Origin of the sequence: Paucibacter sp. B2R-40, from assembly GCF_025717555.1 — a bacterium.
In the GTDB taxonomy this organism is placed as follows: Bacteria; Pseudomonadota; Gammaproteobacteria; order Burkholderiales; family Burkholderiaceae_C; genus Paucibacter_A.
In genome coordinates this window covers 60,941-74,602 of the sequence record NZ_JAJIRP010000016.1, presented here as the reverse complement: position 1 = coordinate 74,602, position 13,662 = coordinate 60,941, and the positions used below count along the sequence as shown (strand labels likewise).

At 60.5% G+C, this 13,662-nt stretch carries 12 protein-coding genes; 9 read left to right on the top strand and 3 right to left on the bottom strand.

Features of this window, described 5'->3' with window-relative positions; translation table 11 throughout:
- Nucleotides 1-38: 38 nt before the first annotated feature.
- Nucleotides 39-1,604: a ubiquinone biosynthesis regulatory protein kinase UbiB gene (gene ubiB / locus LNV09_RS23890; protein WP_263559573.1), complete on the bottom strand. Its 1,566-nt coding sequence runs from the start codon at nt 1,602-1,604 to the stop codon at nt 39-41.
- Nucleotides 1,601-2,125 (bottom strand): hypothetical protein, encoded by a 525-nt coding sequence (locus LNV09_RS23885; protein WP_263559572.1) that lies wholly within the window; start codon nt 2,123-2,125, stop codon nt 1,601-1,603. The genes ubiB and LNV09_RS23885 overlap by 4 nt, the downstream gene beginning before the upstream one ends.
- Before the next feature lie 222 nt (nt 2,126-2,347).
- On the opposite strand from LNV09_RS23885, the gene LNV09_RS23880 reads away from it, so the two are divergent.
- Genes LNV09_RS23880 through rfbC form a run of 9 tightly spaced genes read left to right on the top strand, consistent with a single transcriptional unit; the run spans nt 2,348 to nt 12,231 of the window.
- Nucleotides 2,348-3,739 carry an undecaprenyl-phosphate glucose phosphotransferase gene (locus LNV09_RS23880; RefSeq protein WP_263559571.1) on the top strand — a complete coding sequence of 464 codons (1,392 nt, stop codon included), beginning with the start codon at nt 2,348-2,350 and terminating at the stop codon, nt 3,737-3,739.
- A 45-nt stretch (nt 3,740-3,784) separates the two neighbouring features.
- A complete protein-coding gene (locus tag LNV09_RS23875) occupies nt 3,785-5,008 on the top strand; it encodes a porin family protein (RefSeq protein WP_263559570.1) in 1,224 nt (407 codons plus the stop codon).
- Nucleotides 5,009-5,021: 13 nt separating this feature from the next.
- Nucleotides 5,022-6,038: a UDP-glucose 4-epimerase GalE gene (galE, locus tag LNV09_RS23870; protein WP_263559569.1), complete on the top strand. Its 1,017-nt coding sequence runs from the start codon at nt 5,022-5,024 to the stop codon at nt 6,036-6,038.
- 26 nt (nt 6,039-6,064) lie between these two features.
- Nucleotides 6,065-7,504, top strand: coding sequence for a mannose-1-phosphate guanylyltransferase/mannose-6-phosphate isomerase (locus tag LNV09_RS23865; protein ID WP_263559568.1), 1,440 nt, complete (start codon nt 6,065-6,067; stop codon nt 7,502-7,504).
- Nucleotides 7,505-7,537: 33 nt separating this feature from the next.
- The gene (locus LNV09_RS23860) at nt 7,538-8,827 is read left to right on the top strand and encodes a nucleotide sugar dehydrogenase (protein ID WP_263559567.1); all 1,290 of its coding nucleotides are present in this window, start codon (nt 7,538-7,540) and stop codon (nt 8,825-8,827) included.
- Nucleotides 8,828-8,839: 12 nt separating this feature from the next.
- On the top strand, nt 8,840-9,898 hold the full coding sequence (gene rfbB / locus LNV09_RS23855) for a dTDP-glucose 4,6-dehydratase (RefSeq protein WP_263559566.1): 1,059 nt from the start codon (nt 8,840-8,842) through the stop codon (nt 9,896-9,898).
- Nucleotides 9,895-10,776 carry a dTDP-4-dehydrorhamnose reductase gene (gene rfbD, locus LNV09_RS23850; protein WP_263559565.1) on the top strand — a complete coding sequence of 294 codons (882 nt, stop codon included), beginning with the start codon at nt 9,895-9,897 and terminating at the stop codon, nt 10,774-10,776. Before rfbB ends, rfbD begins: the two co-directional genes overlap by 4 nt.
- A 10-nt stretch (nt 10,777-10,786) precedes the next feature.
- Nucleotides 10,787-11,674: a glucose-1-phosphate thymidylyltransferase RfbA gene (rfbA, locus tag LNV09_RS23845; RefSeq protein WP_263559564.1), complete on the top strand. Its 888-nt coding sequence runs from the start codon at nt 10,787-10,789 to the stop codon at nt 11,672-11,674.
- A gap of 2 nt (nt 11,675-11,676) precedes the next feature.
- The gene (gene rfbC, locus LNV09_RS23840; RefSeq protein ID WP_263559563.1) at nt 11,677-12,231 is read left to right on the top strand and encodes a dTDP-4-dehydrorhamnose 3,5-epimerase; all 555 of its coding nucleotides are present in this window, start codon (nt 11,677-11,679) and stop codon (nt 12,229-12,231) included.
- Here rfbC and LNV09_RS23835 read toward each other — a convergent pair.
- Entirely contained in the window at nt 12,228-13,556 is a 1,329-nt protein-coding gene (locus tag LNV09_RS23835; protein WP_263559562.1) for a UDP-glucose dehydrogenase family protein, read from the bottom strand. The genes rfbC and LNV09_RS23835 overlap by 4 nt on opposite strands.
- Nucleotides 13,557-13,662: the final 106 nt, after the last annotated feature.

The following is a 13,662-nucleotide window of genomic DNA, read 5'->3' as shown; positions in this document are numbered from 1 at the left end:
TTAGTGGCAACAGAACGTGGCGGATTATCGCCAAAACATCAGCCCCCAAAAATCAGCCCGGCGCGCAGCAATACATGAGCGCCGACCAAGCCGAATACAAAGCCCAAGCCGCCATAAAGCAAAGCTTTGAGCAGTTGATTGGTTCGTTTTTGCTCCTGCAGCAAGGCCGTGATGGCCTGTTCCTCGTAGGGCGAGGCTTGACGCTTCAAGGCATCATGCAAAAGACGCGGCAGCTCGGGGAACAGCTGGGCGTAGCGCGGCGCCTCCTTCTGAATCTGGTTGAGCAGTGCGCGCCAACCGACCTGCTCGTTCATCCAGCGTTCAAGAAAAGGCTTGGCCGTGGCCCAGAGGTCCAAATTGGGGTCGAGCTGACGGCCCAGACCCTCGATATTGAGCAGCGTCTTTTGCAGCAATACCAGCTGCGGTTGGATTTCGACATTGAAACGGCGCGAGGTCTGGAACAAGCGCATCAAGACCTGGCCGAGCGAAATATCCTTCAAAGGCCGATCGAAATGCGGCTCACAGACCGCCCGCACCGCGCTTTCCAACTCATCCACCCGCGTGCCCGCCGGCACCCAGCCCGAGGCGATGTGCAACTCGGCCACGCGCTTGTAGTCGCGCCGGAAAAAGGCAATGAAGTTCTGCGCCAAATACTCTTTATCGACCTCGGTCAGCGTGCCGATGATGCCGAAATCCAGCGCGATATAGCGGCCAAAGGTGGCCGGATTCAAGCTGACCTGGATATTGCCAGGGTGCATGTCGGCATGGAAAAAGCCGTCGCGAAAAACTTGCGTGAAAAAGATCGTGACACCGTCGCGCGCCAGCTTGGGGATGTCGATGCCGGCGGCCTTCAAACGCTCCAGCTGCGAAATCGGCACGCCATGCATGCGTTCCATCACGATGACCTCGGAGCTGCACATATCCCACATCATCTCGGGCACCATGACCAGATCCAGGCCGGTCATATTGCGGCGCAGCTGCGCCGCATTTGCCGCTTCGCGCACCAAGTCAAGCTCATCGTGCAAATAGGTGCTGAATTCGGCCACCACTTCGCGCGGCTTCAAGCGCCGGCCATCGGCCGACAAGCGCTCGACCCAGACCGCGATGGTCCGCAGCAGAGCCAGATCGTCGTCGATGGTGTCCAGCATGCCGGGGCGCAGGACCTTGACGGCGACCTCGCGACCGTCTTTGAGGGTGGCGAAATGCACTTGAGCGATCGAGGCGCTGGCGACCGGTTCGGCATCAAAGCTGCCGAACAGCTCAGCGACCGGACGACCAAAGGCCTTCTCGACCAGGGCGCGCGACTCGGCGGCCGGAAATGGCGGCACCCGGTCCTGCAGCTTGGCCAACTCCTCCACCATATCCTCAGGCACAAGATCACGCCGGGTCGACAAAACCTGACCGAATTTGACGAAGATGGGGCCGAGATGCTCCAGCGCCAGGCGCAGTCGCACGCCGCGCGGCTGCTCCCAACTGCGACCTAAAGAGACCGCTCGGCGCAAGAGCCGAAAACGCTTGCGCCGAAAGCCCGACAGCGCCAGCTCATCAAGGCCAAAACGCAGAATCGTCCAGACAATGACGAACAGGCGCGCAAAGTACCTCATGCGGCTTTGCTGCCGGACGGCTTGAACGCCGCCGCACTGCGGGCCAGGGCGGCTACGGCCGAGGCAGCAGAACGCCCCCAAACAGACAGCTGATGCGCAGCAACCGGCCCAACGATGCTGGCCAAGTCATCCTCGATGTCCCAGCGCAGGTTCTCCATCAGCCAGCTGATCTCGCCGGCAAAGGCCGCGTCCCCCTGCACCGACACGCTGGGGCGCTCACCCAATAGCGCACCCAGCGCCACCAGGGCCGGATTGGCCGCATCCAGTTCGATTCGCAAGGCCGGCGCAGCTTCCTGCAAGGCCTGGCGCTCAAACAGGCCCGCAGGCGTGACGAGCAATCCCAAGTCGGGCGCTGCCGGCAGCAGCGCAGGCCAATTCTGCAGATGCAAAACAACAGCCCTGCCTGCAAAAGGCAGCAAACGAGCCATGGCGTGGGATTCGCGGCTCAGGACATGATTCAGTAACAGGATCATGCGATCCTGTGCGGCCGGCGTTGCCAAGTTCATCCAATATTTCAGCATGAGCGGATTGTAGGCAGTCGCGGTGAAAGTTCGAATCAGGGGGGCGATTCAAAACCCACATCGAATTGAGAGAGAATCCACGCCAAAATCCCGTCGCGGGAATTTGGTTGGGAAAGGAAACAATGGTCAGCCGGACTGTCCTGCCCGCCAGCAGCGACTCAGTGCAATTTGCTATGCCATGCAGAACAACGCCGATGCGGCAGTAAGGAACAAGGGAGATCGATGTTCGAGGACCGAAGTTACAAGAGAACGTTCTACAGCGCGCCGCAGTCCGTCGAATCATTGATCGCTGCCTTCATGGAGCCCAGCATCATCGTGCTGTGCTTTTTGGCCGTCAGTGCTTTTTTTGGCGAACCGATTCTCCGGTCCGGGCTGACGCTGTGTTTGCTGGTGTTCGCCTTGACCTTTCCCGGACGCAACCGTTTCTCCGGCAGCAGCAGCGTCAGCGCGACCGTTGACGTCCTGAGTTCCTGGGGCGCCTTGTTGGTGATTCTTGCGCTGTGCGGGTACGCCACCAACAGCATGGGCTATTTCGAAGATCGTGTGCTGTATTGGTGGGCGGGCTTGACGCCGGTTTTACAGGTCTTGGCCATCCAAGCCGGTCGCTGGGAGCGGGCCCGCCGGGCCAGTAGTGCAAGGCGCGGCGCCGTCATCGTCGGTGCCGGACCGCTCGGCGCCAAGGTCGCCAGAGCCTTGAATGCGGGCGCGGACCAAGGCATTGATTTCCTCGGCTATTTCGAAGACCGGCAAGACGACCGCCTGCATGAGGACTCTCGCAACAAGCTCTTGGGTCGCCTCAGCGAACTGAGCGAGTATGTGCGCACCCACAATATTCGCGAGGTCTATATCACCTTGCCTTTGGGTTCTCAGCCCCGCATCGTGCAATTGTTGGAGCAAGTGCAAGGCACGACGGCTTCTTTGTTTTTTGTGCCCGATGTGTTCGGCATCAGCATCATCCAAGGCCGTTTGCAAGACATGAATGGCGTGCCAGTGGTGGGAATTTGCGAAACCCCGTTTACCGGCACCAATGAGTTGGTCAAACGCATCAGCGATATTGTTCTGGCCAGTTTGATTCTGGTATTGATCTCGCCGATCTTGCTGGCGGTGGCTATAGGGGTGAAGTACAGCTCTCCCGGCCCCATCATCTTCAAGCAGCGCCGCAACGGTCTGGACGGCGAGGAAATCATTGTCTACAAGTTCCGCTCCATGCGCACCCAGGACAATGGCAAGGTCGTCAAGCAAGCGACCAAGGAAGACCCACGCATTACCAAGTTCGGCGCCTTCATTCGGCGCACCTCGCTGGACGAGTTGCCTCAGTTCGTCAACGTCTTGCAGGGTCAAATGAGTATCGTCGGTCCTCGGCCCCATGCCGTCGCGCACAACGAAGAGTATCGAAAGCTGATCAAGGCCTATATGGTCAGGCACAAGGTCAAACCCGGTATCACCGGCTGGGCACAGGTCAATGGCCTGCGGGGCGAGACCGATACCATCGATAAAATGGAAGCCCGCGTTGAATATGATCTGGAATACCTGCGCAATTGGTCGCTGGGCCTGGATTTGCAAATCATCGCTCGCACCGCCCGTTTGATGCTGTTTGATCGCAACGCATATTGATTCGATCAGCTCAGTTTCGCTGACCCCATTCTCTTTAGGATATTCATGCCTCACGCGCAACGTCGATTGTTTCTGGCCACAGCCTGCTTAGCTGCCTGGGCTGGCGCCGTACCGGCCTGGGCCGAGTCAAATCCCTATTACTATGGCGGTTCACTCGGCATCAACCGGGTTTCGAACATTTACCGCTCGGTCTACAGCCCTAACGACGATACCGTCGCCACCGCGAGTCTGTTGGCCGGCGTCAATCAACCCATAGGTCGCCAGCGCGTCTATGCGGACGTCAACGTCAACACCAACCGCTACAGCAAGAACACCGACCTCAACAACGTCGGCTACAGCGTCAAGGGCGGTTTGGACTGGTCGACGCTGGAGCGGCTGTCCGGCACCATCAACATCGATAACAGTCAGGCGCTGAGCACCTATACCGAGCGTACGGCACTGGCAATACGCAAAAAGAACACCGAGAACAACACCAATTTGAACGGTGTGGTGCGGGTTGGCTTGGTGACGCAGTATTCGCTTGAAGTCGGGGCGGGACACCGTACGCGTCGCTTCAGTGCCGATGAATATGCGCAATTCGAGTTTGATCAGAATCGCTTTTCACTCGGCGCTGTGTGGCAGCCCAGCACCGATTTGCGGCTGGGCGTCGCCGGCCGCGTTACGACCGACAATTACCCAACCTATACGCCGACCTTCAACGGGGTGCCCATCTCCAAGCCCGTTGAAGCCCGCGAGTTCGAACGCAAAGACATCGACTTCACCGGCCGCTGGGTTGCCAGCGGGGCCAGCACTTTGGAGGGCCGCATCAGCACTGGCCGTTCCAAGATCAAGCAAGGCGTCGGGAATGATTTCTCGGGCGTGACCGGCCAAATCACCTGGGGTTGGCAGCCTAGCGCTAAATGGAATATTTCCAGCAGCGTCAGCCGCGACACGGGCCTGGAATCCTCATTCAGCAACGCCAATACCAGCTCCGAGCAGGACCGCATTACCAATGGCCTGCAAGTTAATGCGACTTACGAGTTGACCGGCAAGGTCTTTCTCACCAGTGGCCTGAGCACTTCCAAAAGCCGCCGCATCAATGATGCTGCGGGACGGCGCTCCGAAGACACCGATCGCGACAACGCCTTCAATCTGGGTGCGCGCTGGCAATATTCGCGCGGCATCACCATGGGCTGCCAATACAACAAGTCATCGCGCAACAGCTCGCAAGAAATTTACACCTTTGATGCCAACAGCTACGGCTGCTACGGCCAAATCCTGCTGTACTGATTGAGCCCACATCATGACTGCACGCATCTTGCTGACCGGCGCTGCCGGCTATATTGCCTCGCACACTTGGTTGGCCCTGCAGGCGGCCGGCTTTGAGGTGGTCGGTATCGACAATTTCTCCAACAGTTCACCCGAGGTGTTGAACCGCCTGAAGACCCTGAGTGGCCAAGAGCCCGTGTTCGAGCGTGCCGATGTTTGCGACGCTGCTGCGATGAACGCCGTCTTTGAGCGCCATCGGCCAGACGCGGTCGTGCACTTCGCCGCCTTCAAGGCAGTCGGCGAATCAACCACTCAGCCACTCAGCTACTACCGCAACAACCTCGGGGGCCTGATCAACACCTGCGAGACCATGCTCCGCTTTGGCTGCAAGCGCATGGTCTTCAGCTCGAGTGCTACCGTCTACGGTGTACCAGAAAGCCTGCCCCTGCGTGAAGACGCGGCGCTGTCGGCCGTCAACCCCTACGGCGCGACCAAGCTGATGGGTGAAACAATTTTGCGCGACCTGGGTGCGGCTGATGCGGCCTGGCAGACCGCCGCGCTGCGTTACTTCAACCCGGTAGGCGCCCACGCCAGCGGGCTGATCGGGGAAGACCCACGCGGCACACCGAACAATTTGATGCCCTATGTGGCGCAGGTCGCCGTCGGGCGGCGCGAGCGCCTGCAGGTCTTCGGCAATGACTATGCAACACCTGACGGCACCGGCGTGCGCGACTACATCCATGTGGTTGACCTGGCCGAGGGTCATGTGGCGGCGCTGCGTTTCCTGCTGGGCGGCCAAGAATCAATCACCGCCAATCTCGGCACCGGTCAAGGCTATAGCGTGCTCGATCTGGTCAAGGCATATGAAGTGGCCAGCGGGCGCAGCGTGCCCTACGCCGTCGTGCCCAGACGTGCTGGCGATGTAGCGGCCTGCTATGCCGACCCCCAACTCGCCCGCGAGCGCCTGGGCTGGCAGGCCCGCCATGACCTGGCGCAAATGTGCCAGGACAGTTGGCGCTGGCAGAGCATGAATCCGCAGGGTTTTGCGTAAGTTTTAAATTTTTTTGGAATCCTCAAATGTCCCTGATCCAAGTTCAACCGGTCATCATGGCCGGCGGCAGCGGCACCCGCTTGTGGCCCCTCTCGCGCGCTGGTTTCCCCAAGCAGTTTCTGGTCTTGTCCGGCAATACCAGCCTGTTTCAGCAAGCCGCCGAACGCTTGGGCGCTCTCGCCGCGGCCGACATCGCGCTGGCAGGTCCAGCCATCATCGGCAATGAAGAGCACCGCTTTCTGGTGCTGGATCAACTGCGCGAAACCGGCTTGGAAACCAGCGGCGTCTTGCTCGAACCCATGGGCCGTAACACCGCGCCTGCGCTGACGCTGGCCGCGCTGCACGCCTTGGAGAATGGCGCTGACCCGGTCTTGGTCGTGACGCCATCTGACCAAACCGTCACCAACGGCCCGGCTTTCACAGCCGCCCTGCAACAAGCGATCCGGCAAGCGGCCGAAGGATCGATCGTGATTTTGGGCATCACGCCCGATCGCGCCGAGACCGGGTTCGGCTATATCCGCACCGAGGCAGACGGGTCAGGCTTGGCCGTGGCCCAGTTCGTTGAGAAGCCCGATGCCGCGACGGCTGAGCGCTATGTCGCGGAGGGCAACTACTTCTGGAACAGCGGCATGTTCGTGCTGCGCGCCAGCGTCTGGATAAAAGCACTGGAGCGTTTCCGGCCCGATATTGCAGCAGCCACCCGCACCGCTTGGGCCGCGCGCTCGGTCGATGCCAAATTCATTCGTCCCGGCAAGGCCGAATTCGCCGCCGTGCCGTCGGAGTCGGTCGACTATGCGGTCATGGAACGCTGCCCCGGCAGCGACATTGCCTTGCGCATGTTGGCCCTGGACGCCGGCTGGAACGATCTCGGTGCCTGGGATGCCGTCTGGCAAGTGGCGGACAAAGACGCCAACGGCAACGCAGCCATTGGGGACGCGATCTTCAGCGACAGCCACAACACCTTGGTGCACGCCACCAGCCGCTTGGTCAGCGTGGTGGGCCTGAGCGATGTGGTCGTGGTGGAAACCCCCGATGCCATCTTGGTCAGCGACCGTTCCCGCAGCCAAGAGGTGAAGAAAATCGTCGCCCGACTGGACGCCGAGAAACGCGGTGAGCAAACTCTGCATCGCAAAGTCCACCGCCCCTGGGGCTGGTATGACAGCGTGGACTCGGGTGAGCGCTTTCAGGTCAAACGCATCATGGTCAAGCCGGGTGCGACCTTGAGCCTGCAGATGCACCACCACCGCGCCGAGCACTGGATTGTTGTTTCCGGCACCGCGGAGATCACCAATGGCGACAAGGTTTTGCTGCTGAGCGAGAACCAAAGCACATATATCCCCCTGGGCCAAACGCACAGGCTGGCCAATCCGGGTAAGGTGCCGCTGGAAATTATCGAGGTGCAGTCCGGCTCCTACCTGGGCGAGGACGATATCGTGCGTTTTGAAGACACGTACGGCCGCAGTTAAGTTCTGAGAACTTTCAATTTTGGGGAATAGGAAATGAGCGAAAAGAGCGTGATTGCCGTGGTGGGTTTGGGTTATGTGGGCTTGCCACTGGTGATCGAGTTCGGCAAGCATGGCCGCACCATTGGTTTCGACATCGCCAAGGACAAGGTCGCCAAATGTCAGGCTGGTGTGGACCCTTCGCGCGAGTTGAGCGACGAGGAAATGAGCCAGTCGCCGCATGCCGAATACAGCTTTGATCCGGCCTGCCTGCGTGAAGCCGACGTCATCATCGTGGCCGTACCCACGCCGGTTGACGGCGCCCATATTCCCGACTTCCGCCCACTCATTGGCGCCAGCACCAGTGTGGGCCGCAACCTCAAGAAGGGTGCGATCGTGGTCTATGAATCCACCGTCTACCCGGGTGCCACCGAAGAGGTTTGCATTCCCGTGTTGGAACGCGAGTCCGGTCTGAAGTGGAAGCAGGACTTTTTCATCGGTTATTCACCCGAGCGCATCAACCCGGGTGACAAAGAGCACACCTTGACCAAGATCCTCAAGATCGTCTCCGGCGACACGCCCGCGACGCTGGACACCGTTGCCAAGGTCTACGAAAAAATCATCATCCCCGGCGTCCACCGTGCCGCCAGCATCAAGGTCGCCGAGGCCGCCAAGGTGATCGAAAATACCCAGCGGGATCTGAACATCGCGCTGATGAATGAGTTGTCCATCATTTTCGACAAGATCGGTATCGACACCTCCGAAGTGCTCGAAGCGGCCGGCACCAAGTGGAACTTCTTGAAGTTCAAGCCGGGCCTGGTCGGTGGCCATTGCATCGGCGTCGATCCTTACTACCTGACCCACAAAGCCGATATGCTGGGCTATCACCCGCAGGTGATTCTGGCCGGCCGGCGCATCAATGACGGCATGGGCAAGTTCATCGCCGAGCAGACCATCAAGCAAATGATTGCGGCCGGCAGCGCCATCAAGGGCGCCAAGGTCAACGTCCTGGGTCTGACCTTCAAGGAAGACTGCGCCGACCTGCGCAACTCCAAGGTGATCGACATCATCACCGAGCTGAAGACCTACGGGGTCGAGGTGATCGTCACCGACCCGGATGCCGACGCTGACGAGGCTGTACATGAGTACGGCGTGCGGCCGGTGACTTGGGCGGAACTGCCCCGGGCCGACGCCATCGTCGCGGCCGTAGCGCACAAGAGCTACAAAGCCCTGAGCGCCGCCGACCTGGCCGCTAAACTGCTGCCGGGCGGCGCTTTCATCGACGTCAAGGCGGCCTTTGACCAGCAAGCCTTGCAAGCAGCCGGCCTGCGCGTCTGGCGTCTGTAATTCTGGATTGATATGACCATTCTCGTCACCGGCGGCGCCGGCTTTATCGGCAGCAATTTTGTCTTGGATTGGCTGTCTCAGTCAGACGAGCCGGTGGTGACACTGGACGCGCTGACCTATGCCGGCAATCTGGAAAACCTGGCTGCGCTGGACGGCGATGCACGCCATGTGTTCGTCAAAGGCGATATTTGTGACGGCGCGCTGGTGGCCAAGCTCTTGGCCGAACACAAGCCAAGAGCCTTGGTTCACTTCGCCGCCGAAAGCCATGTAGACCGCTCGATCAGCGGCCCCGGCGCCTTTATGCGCACCAATATCGAGGGCACCTACACCCTGCTCGAAGCGGCGCGCGGCTACTGGAGCGAGCTGGGCGAGACGGACAAGGCTGCGTTCAGGTTTCATCATGTCTCGACCGATGAGGTCTACGGCTCTTTGAGCCTGGACGACGCCCCTTTCGCCGAAACCAAAACCTACGAGCCCAACAGCCCCTACTCGGCCAGCAAGGCTGCCAGCGATCATCTGGTGCGGGCCTGGCACCATACCTATGGTCTGCCGGTGCTGACCACCAACTGCTCGAACAACTACGGGCCGCTGCACTTCCCCGAGAAGCTGATCCCGCTGATGATCGTCAACGCGCTGGCCGGCAAAGCGCTGCCCATCTATGGTGACGGCAAGAATGTACGGGACTGGTTGTATGTGACCGACCATGCCTCGGCGATCCGGGCTGTGCTGGCCGGTGGAAAGGTAGGCGAGGTCTACAACATCGGCGGCTGGAACGAGATGACCAATTTGGACATCGTGCACACCGTTTGCGCATTGCTGGACGAGTTGCGGCCCGATGCTGCCGGCAGTTACGCGCGCTTGATCAGCTACGTGAAGGACAGACCCGGCCATGACAGGCGCTATGCCATCGACGCCCGCAAGATCGAGCGCGAGCTCGGCTGGCGCCCGGCCGAAACCTTCGCGACCGGCATCCGAAAGACCGTGCAGTGGTATCTGGACCACCCCGAATGGGTGGCACGGGTGCAAAGCGGCGCTTACCGGGACTGGGTAGCACAACAGTACACGGCATGAAAATTCTGCTACTGGGCAAGAACGGCCAAGTCGGCTGGGAGCTGCAGCGAGCCTTGGCGCCGCTGGGCGAGCTGATTTCGCTGGATAGGGCTAGCGGAGGCGATCTGGCCGACAGCGCATCATTGCTGGCGACTGTTCAGGCCATCTCGCCGCAAGTGATTGTCAACGCCGCCGCCTACACCGCCGTCGACAAGGCTGAAACCGAGTCTGGACTGGCCCACCAGATCAACGCCACTGCGCCCGGTCTGCTGGCACTGGAGGCCAAGGCCCTGGGTGCCTTGCTGATCCACTACAGCACGGACTACGTGTTCGACGGCAGCGGCGAGCAAGCGCGCGCTGAAGCCGCGTCCACTGCGCCCTTGAGCGTCTACGGTGCCAGCAAGCTGGCCGGCGAGGACGCGATTCGTGCCAGCGGATGTGAACACCTGATCCTGCGCACCAGCTGGGTTTATGCGGCACGCGGCGGCAATTTCGCCAAGACGATGCTGCGCCTGGCTGCCGAGCGCGAGCAACTGAAAGTCATTGCCGACCAGATCGGCGCCCCTACCGGCGCGGATCTGCTGGCCGACCTGACGGCCCATATGCTCAGGGCCACGCGGGCCAATCCCGCCCTGAGCGGCACCTACCATGCGGTGGCCAATGGCGAAACCAGCTGGCATGCCTATGCACAGCATGTGATCGAGTTCGCCAGAGCCCGGGGCACGCCGATCAAGGTCAGCCCAGACCAAGTGCTGGCGATCCCAACATGCGACTACCCCACACCCGCGCAACGCCCCTTGAACTCCCGCCTGTCCACCATCAAGCTGCAAGCCGCCTTCGGCCTCAAGCTGCCAGCTTGGCAAGTGGGCGTTGAGCGCATGCTGACCGAAATCCTCTGAGGAAGACTTCATGACCACAAATCGCAAGGGCATCATCCTCGCCGGTGGTTCCGGCACCCGCCTGCATCCCGCCACCCTGGCCATGAGCAAACAGTTGCTGCCGGTCTATGACAAGCCGATGGTGTACTACCCGCTGGCGACTTTGATGCTAGCCGGCATCCGTGACATTCTCTTGATCAGCACCCCGCAGGACATCCCGCGCTTCGAAGCCTTGCTGGGCGACGGTGCGCGCTGGGGCCTGAACATCAGCTATTGTGTGCAGCCCAGCCCGGACGGCTTGGCGCAGGCCTTCATCCTCGGCCGCGATTTCATCAATGGCAGCCCCAGCGCCTTGGTACTGGGAGACAACATCTTTTACGGCCATGACTTCCAAGGTCTGCTCGCCAATGCCAATGCCAATCAAACCGGCGCGACCGTGTTTGCCTACCATGTGACCGACCCCGAGCGCTACGGCGTGGTCGAGTTCGATGCGCAAAAGAAGGCCCTCTCGGTGGCCGAGAAACCGCTGCAACCAAAGAGCAATTACGCCGTCACCGGCCTGTATTTTTACGACGAGCAGGTCTGCGATATTGCCGCTGCCATCAAGCCCAGCCCGCGCGGTGAGTTGGAAATCACCGATGTCAACGCCCAGTACCTGAAGCAGCAGCAATTGCAGGTCGAAATCATGGGGCGCGGCTATGCATGGCTGGACACCGGCACCCACGACAGCTTGCTGGAAGCCGGCCAGTTCATCGCCACGCTGGAAAAACGCCAAGGCCTGAAGGTGGCCTGCCCCGAGGAAATCGCCTTCCGCTCGGGCTGGATCACGGCCGATCAACTGGCCGCACTGGCCAAACCCTTGGCCAAGAATGGCTACGGCCAATACCTGCAAAAGTTGCTAAGCGAAAAAGCATTCTGACAATGAAAATTACCCCTACCAGCCTGCCCGAGGTCCTGATCGTCGAGCCGCGCGTGTTCGGCGACGCACGCGGATTTTTCACCGAGAGCTGGAACGAGGCGAGCTTCAACAAGGCGGTCGGACATGAGGTCCGCTTCGTACAAGACAACCATTCCCGCTCGGCACGCGGCGTGCTGCGCGGTCTGCATTTCCAGTTGCCGCCGCACACACAAGGCAAGCTGGTGCGCGTGGTCAGCGGCGCGGTGTTTGATGTGGCGGTCGATATCCGCCGCTCCAGCCCCAACTTCGGTCGCTGGGAAGGCGTCGAGCTGAGTGCAGAGAACCAACGTCAGCTCTGGGTGCCGCCAGGTTTTGCACATGGCTTTTTGGTCTTGAGCGAAACAGCAGACTTCCTCTACAAAACCACCGACTACTACGCCCCGCAATGCGAGGGCGCGGTGCGCTGGGATGATCCCGCCATCGGCATCAACTGGCCCGCCACTGGCGTACCGGCTTTGCTGGCCGACAAAGACGCCAAAGCGCCTTTGCTGGCCGATGCCCCAAGGCTGTTTGACTAGGCCGTGCCACGGCCGATGCCGTGGTGCTCAATGCCCAAGACCTTCATCAATGAAGGCTCGTACTGATTGCGGCCGTCAAACACGACCGGCTGCTTCAAGGCCGATTTGATGACGTCAAAGTCCGGGCTTTTGAATTCCTTCCACTCGGTCACCAGCAACAAAGCATCGGCGCCCTCCAGCGCCTGCTCCGCGCTTTGGCAATAACTCAAGGCCGGCAGCTCGCCCAACTGTCGCTTGGCCTCGGTCATGGCCACCGGGTCGTAGGCTGCGACCGTAGCGCCTAGGCGAAGCAGTTCGCGCAGGATCACCAAGGCAGGCGCTTCGCGCATATCGTCGGTATTGGGCTTGAATGCCAGCCCCCAGATGGCGAAATGCCGGCCACTCAGATCGGCACCGAAGCGCGCCACCACCTTGTCCACCAACAACAGCTTCTGACGCTCGTTGGCGGCCTCCACGGCTGTCAAAACCTGCAATGGAATGCCCTCGCTCTGCGCAGCTTGCACCAAGGCCTTCACATCCTTGGGGAAGCAGGAACCGCCATAACCGGCGCCCGCATACAAAAAGCTGTAGCCGATCCGCGGATCGGATCCAATGCCCCGACGGACTAACTCGATATCTGCGCCGACCTTCTCGGCCAACAACGCCATTTCATTCATGAAGCTGATGCGCGTGGCGAGCATCGCATTGGCCGCATATTTGGTGAACTCAGCACTGCGCAGGTCCATCACTATCATGCGGTCATGGTTGCGGGTAAAGGGCGAGTACAAGGCTCGCATGAACAGCGTTGCCTGCTCGTCGTCAGAGCCGATGATGATGCGGTCGGGCTTCATGAAGTCCTCGACCGCCGCGCCTTCCTTCAGAAACTCGGGGTTGGACACGACCGAAAAGGCCAATGTGGAACCGCGTTTTGCCAATTCCTCGGCCACCGCAGCCCGCACCTTGTCCGCCGTACCCACGGGCACCGTGCTTTTGTCCACGATCACCTTGTAGTCGGTCATGCGCGCACCTATCGAGCGCGCCGCCGCCAGCACATATTGCAGATCGGCCGAGCCGTCTTCGTCCGGCGGCGTGCCCACACCGATGAACATAATGGTGCCGTGGTTGACGGCCAAATCTACATCGGTGGTGAACTGCAAACGCCCCGCCGCCACGTTGCGGCGCACGATCTCCAACAAGCCCGGCTCATGGATCGGGATCTCCCCCGCGTTGAGCACCCGGATCTTTTCAGCATTGACGTCCAGGCAGACCACATGATTGCCCATCTCGGCCAAACACGCGCCGGTCACGAGGCCGACATAGCCGGTGCCAATGGCAGTTACTTTCATTCTTCAAACCTTTCAATTTTGTAGCGCAATGGTAGCGCCTGCGGTCAAGCTGGAAATGCGGAACAAGCAGCCAAGGTGCGCCTTGATTGGCGATCCCTCAGCCTAA

Bases quoted from the DNA above. Each gene is read 5' to 3' on its own strand.
- LNV09_RS23875 (WP_263559570.1), top strand. From the start codon at position 3,785: ATGCCTCACGCGCAACGTCGATTGTTTCTGGCCACAGCCTGCTTAGCT.
- LNV09_RS23865 (WP_263559568.1), top strand. From the start codon at position 6,065: ATGTCCCTGATCCAAGTTCAACCGGTCATCATGGCCGGCGGCAGCGGC.
- LNV09_RS23860 (WP_263559567.1), top strand. From the start codon at position 7,538: ATGAGCGAAAAGAGCGTGATTGCCGTGGTGGGTTTGGGTTATGTGGGC.
- rfbB (WP_263559566.1), top strand. From the start codon at position 8,840: ATGACCATTCTCGTCACCGGCGGCGCCGGCTTTATCGGCAGCAATTTT.
- LNV09_RS23880 (WP_263559571.1), top strand. From the start codon at position 2,348: ATGTTCGAGGACCGAAGTTACAAGAGAACGTTCTACAGCGCGCCGCAG.
- rfbD (WP_263559565.1), top strand. From the start codon at position 9,895: ATGAAAATTCTGCTACTGGGCAAGAACGGCCAAGTCGGCTGGGAGCTG.
- LNV09_RS23835 (WP_263559562.1), bottom strand. From the start codon at position 13,556: ATGAAAGTAACTGCCATTGGCACCGGCTATGTCGGCCTCGTGACCGGC.
- rfbC (WP_263559563.1), top strand. From the start codon at position 11,677: ATGAAAATTACCCCTACCAGCCTGCCCGAGGTCCTGATCGTCGAGCCG.
- ubiB (WP_263559573.1), bottom strand. From the start codon at position 1,604: ATGAGGTACTTTGCGCGCCTGTTCGTCATTGTCTGGACGATTCTGCGT.
- rfbA (WP_263559564.1), top strand. From the start codon at position 10,787: ATGACCACAAATCGCAAGGGCATCATCCTCGCCGGTGGTTCCGGCACC.
- galE (WP_263559569.1), top strand. From the start codon at position 5,022: ATGACTGCACGCATCTTGCTGACCGGCGCTGCCGGCTATATTGCCTCG.
- LNV09_RS23885 (WP_263559572.1), bottom strand. From the start codon at position 2,125: ATGCTGAAATATTGGATGAACTTGGCAACGCCGGCCGCACAGGATCGC.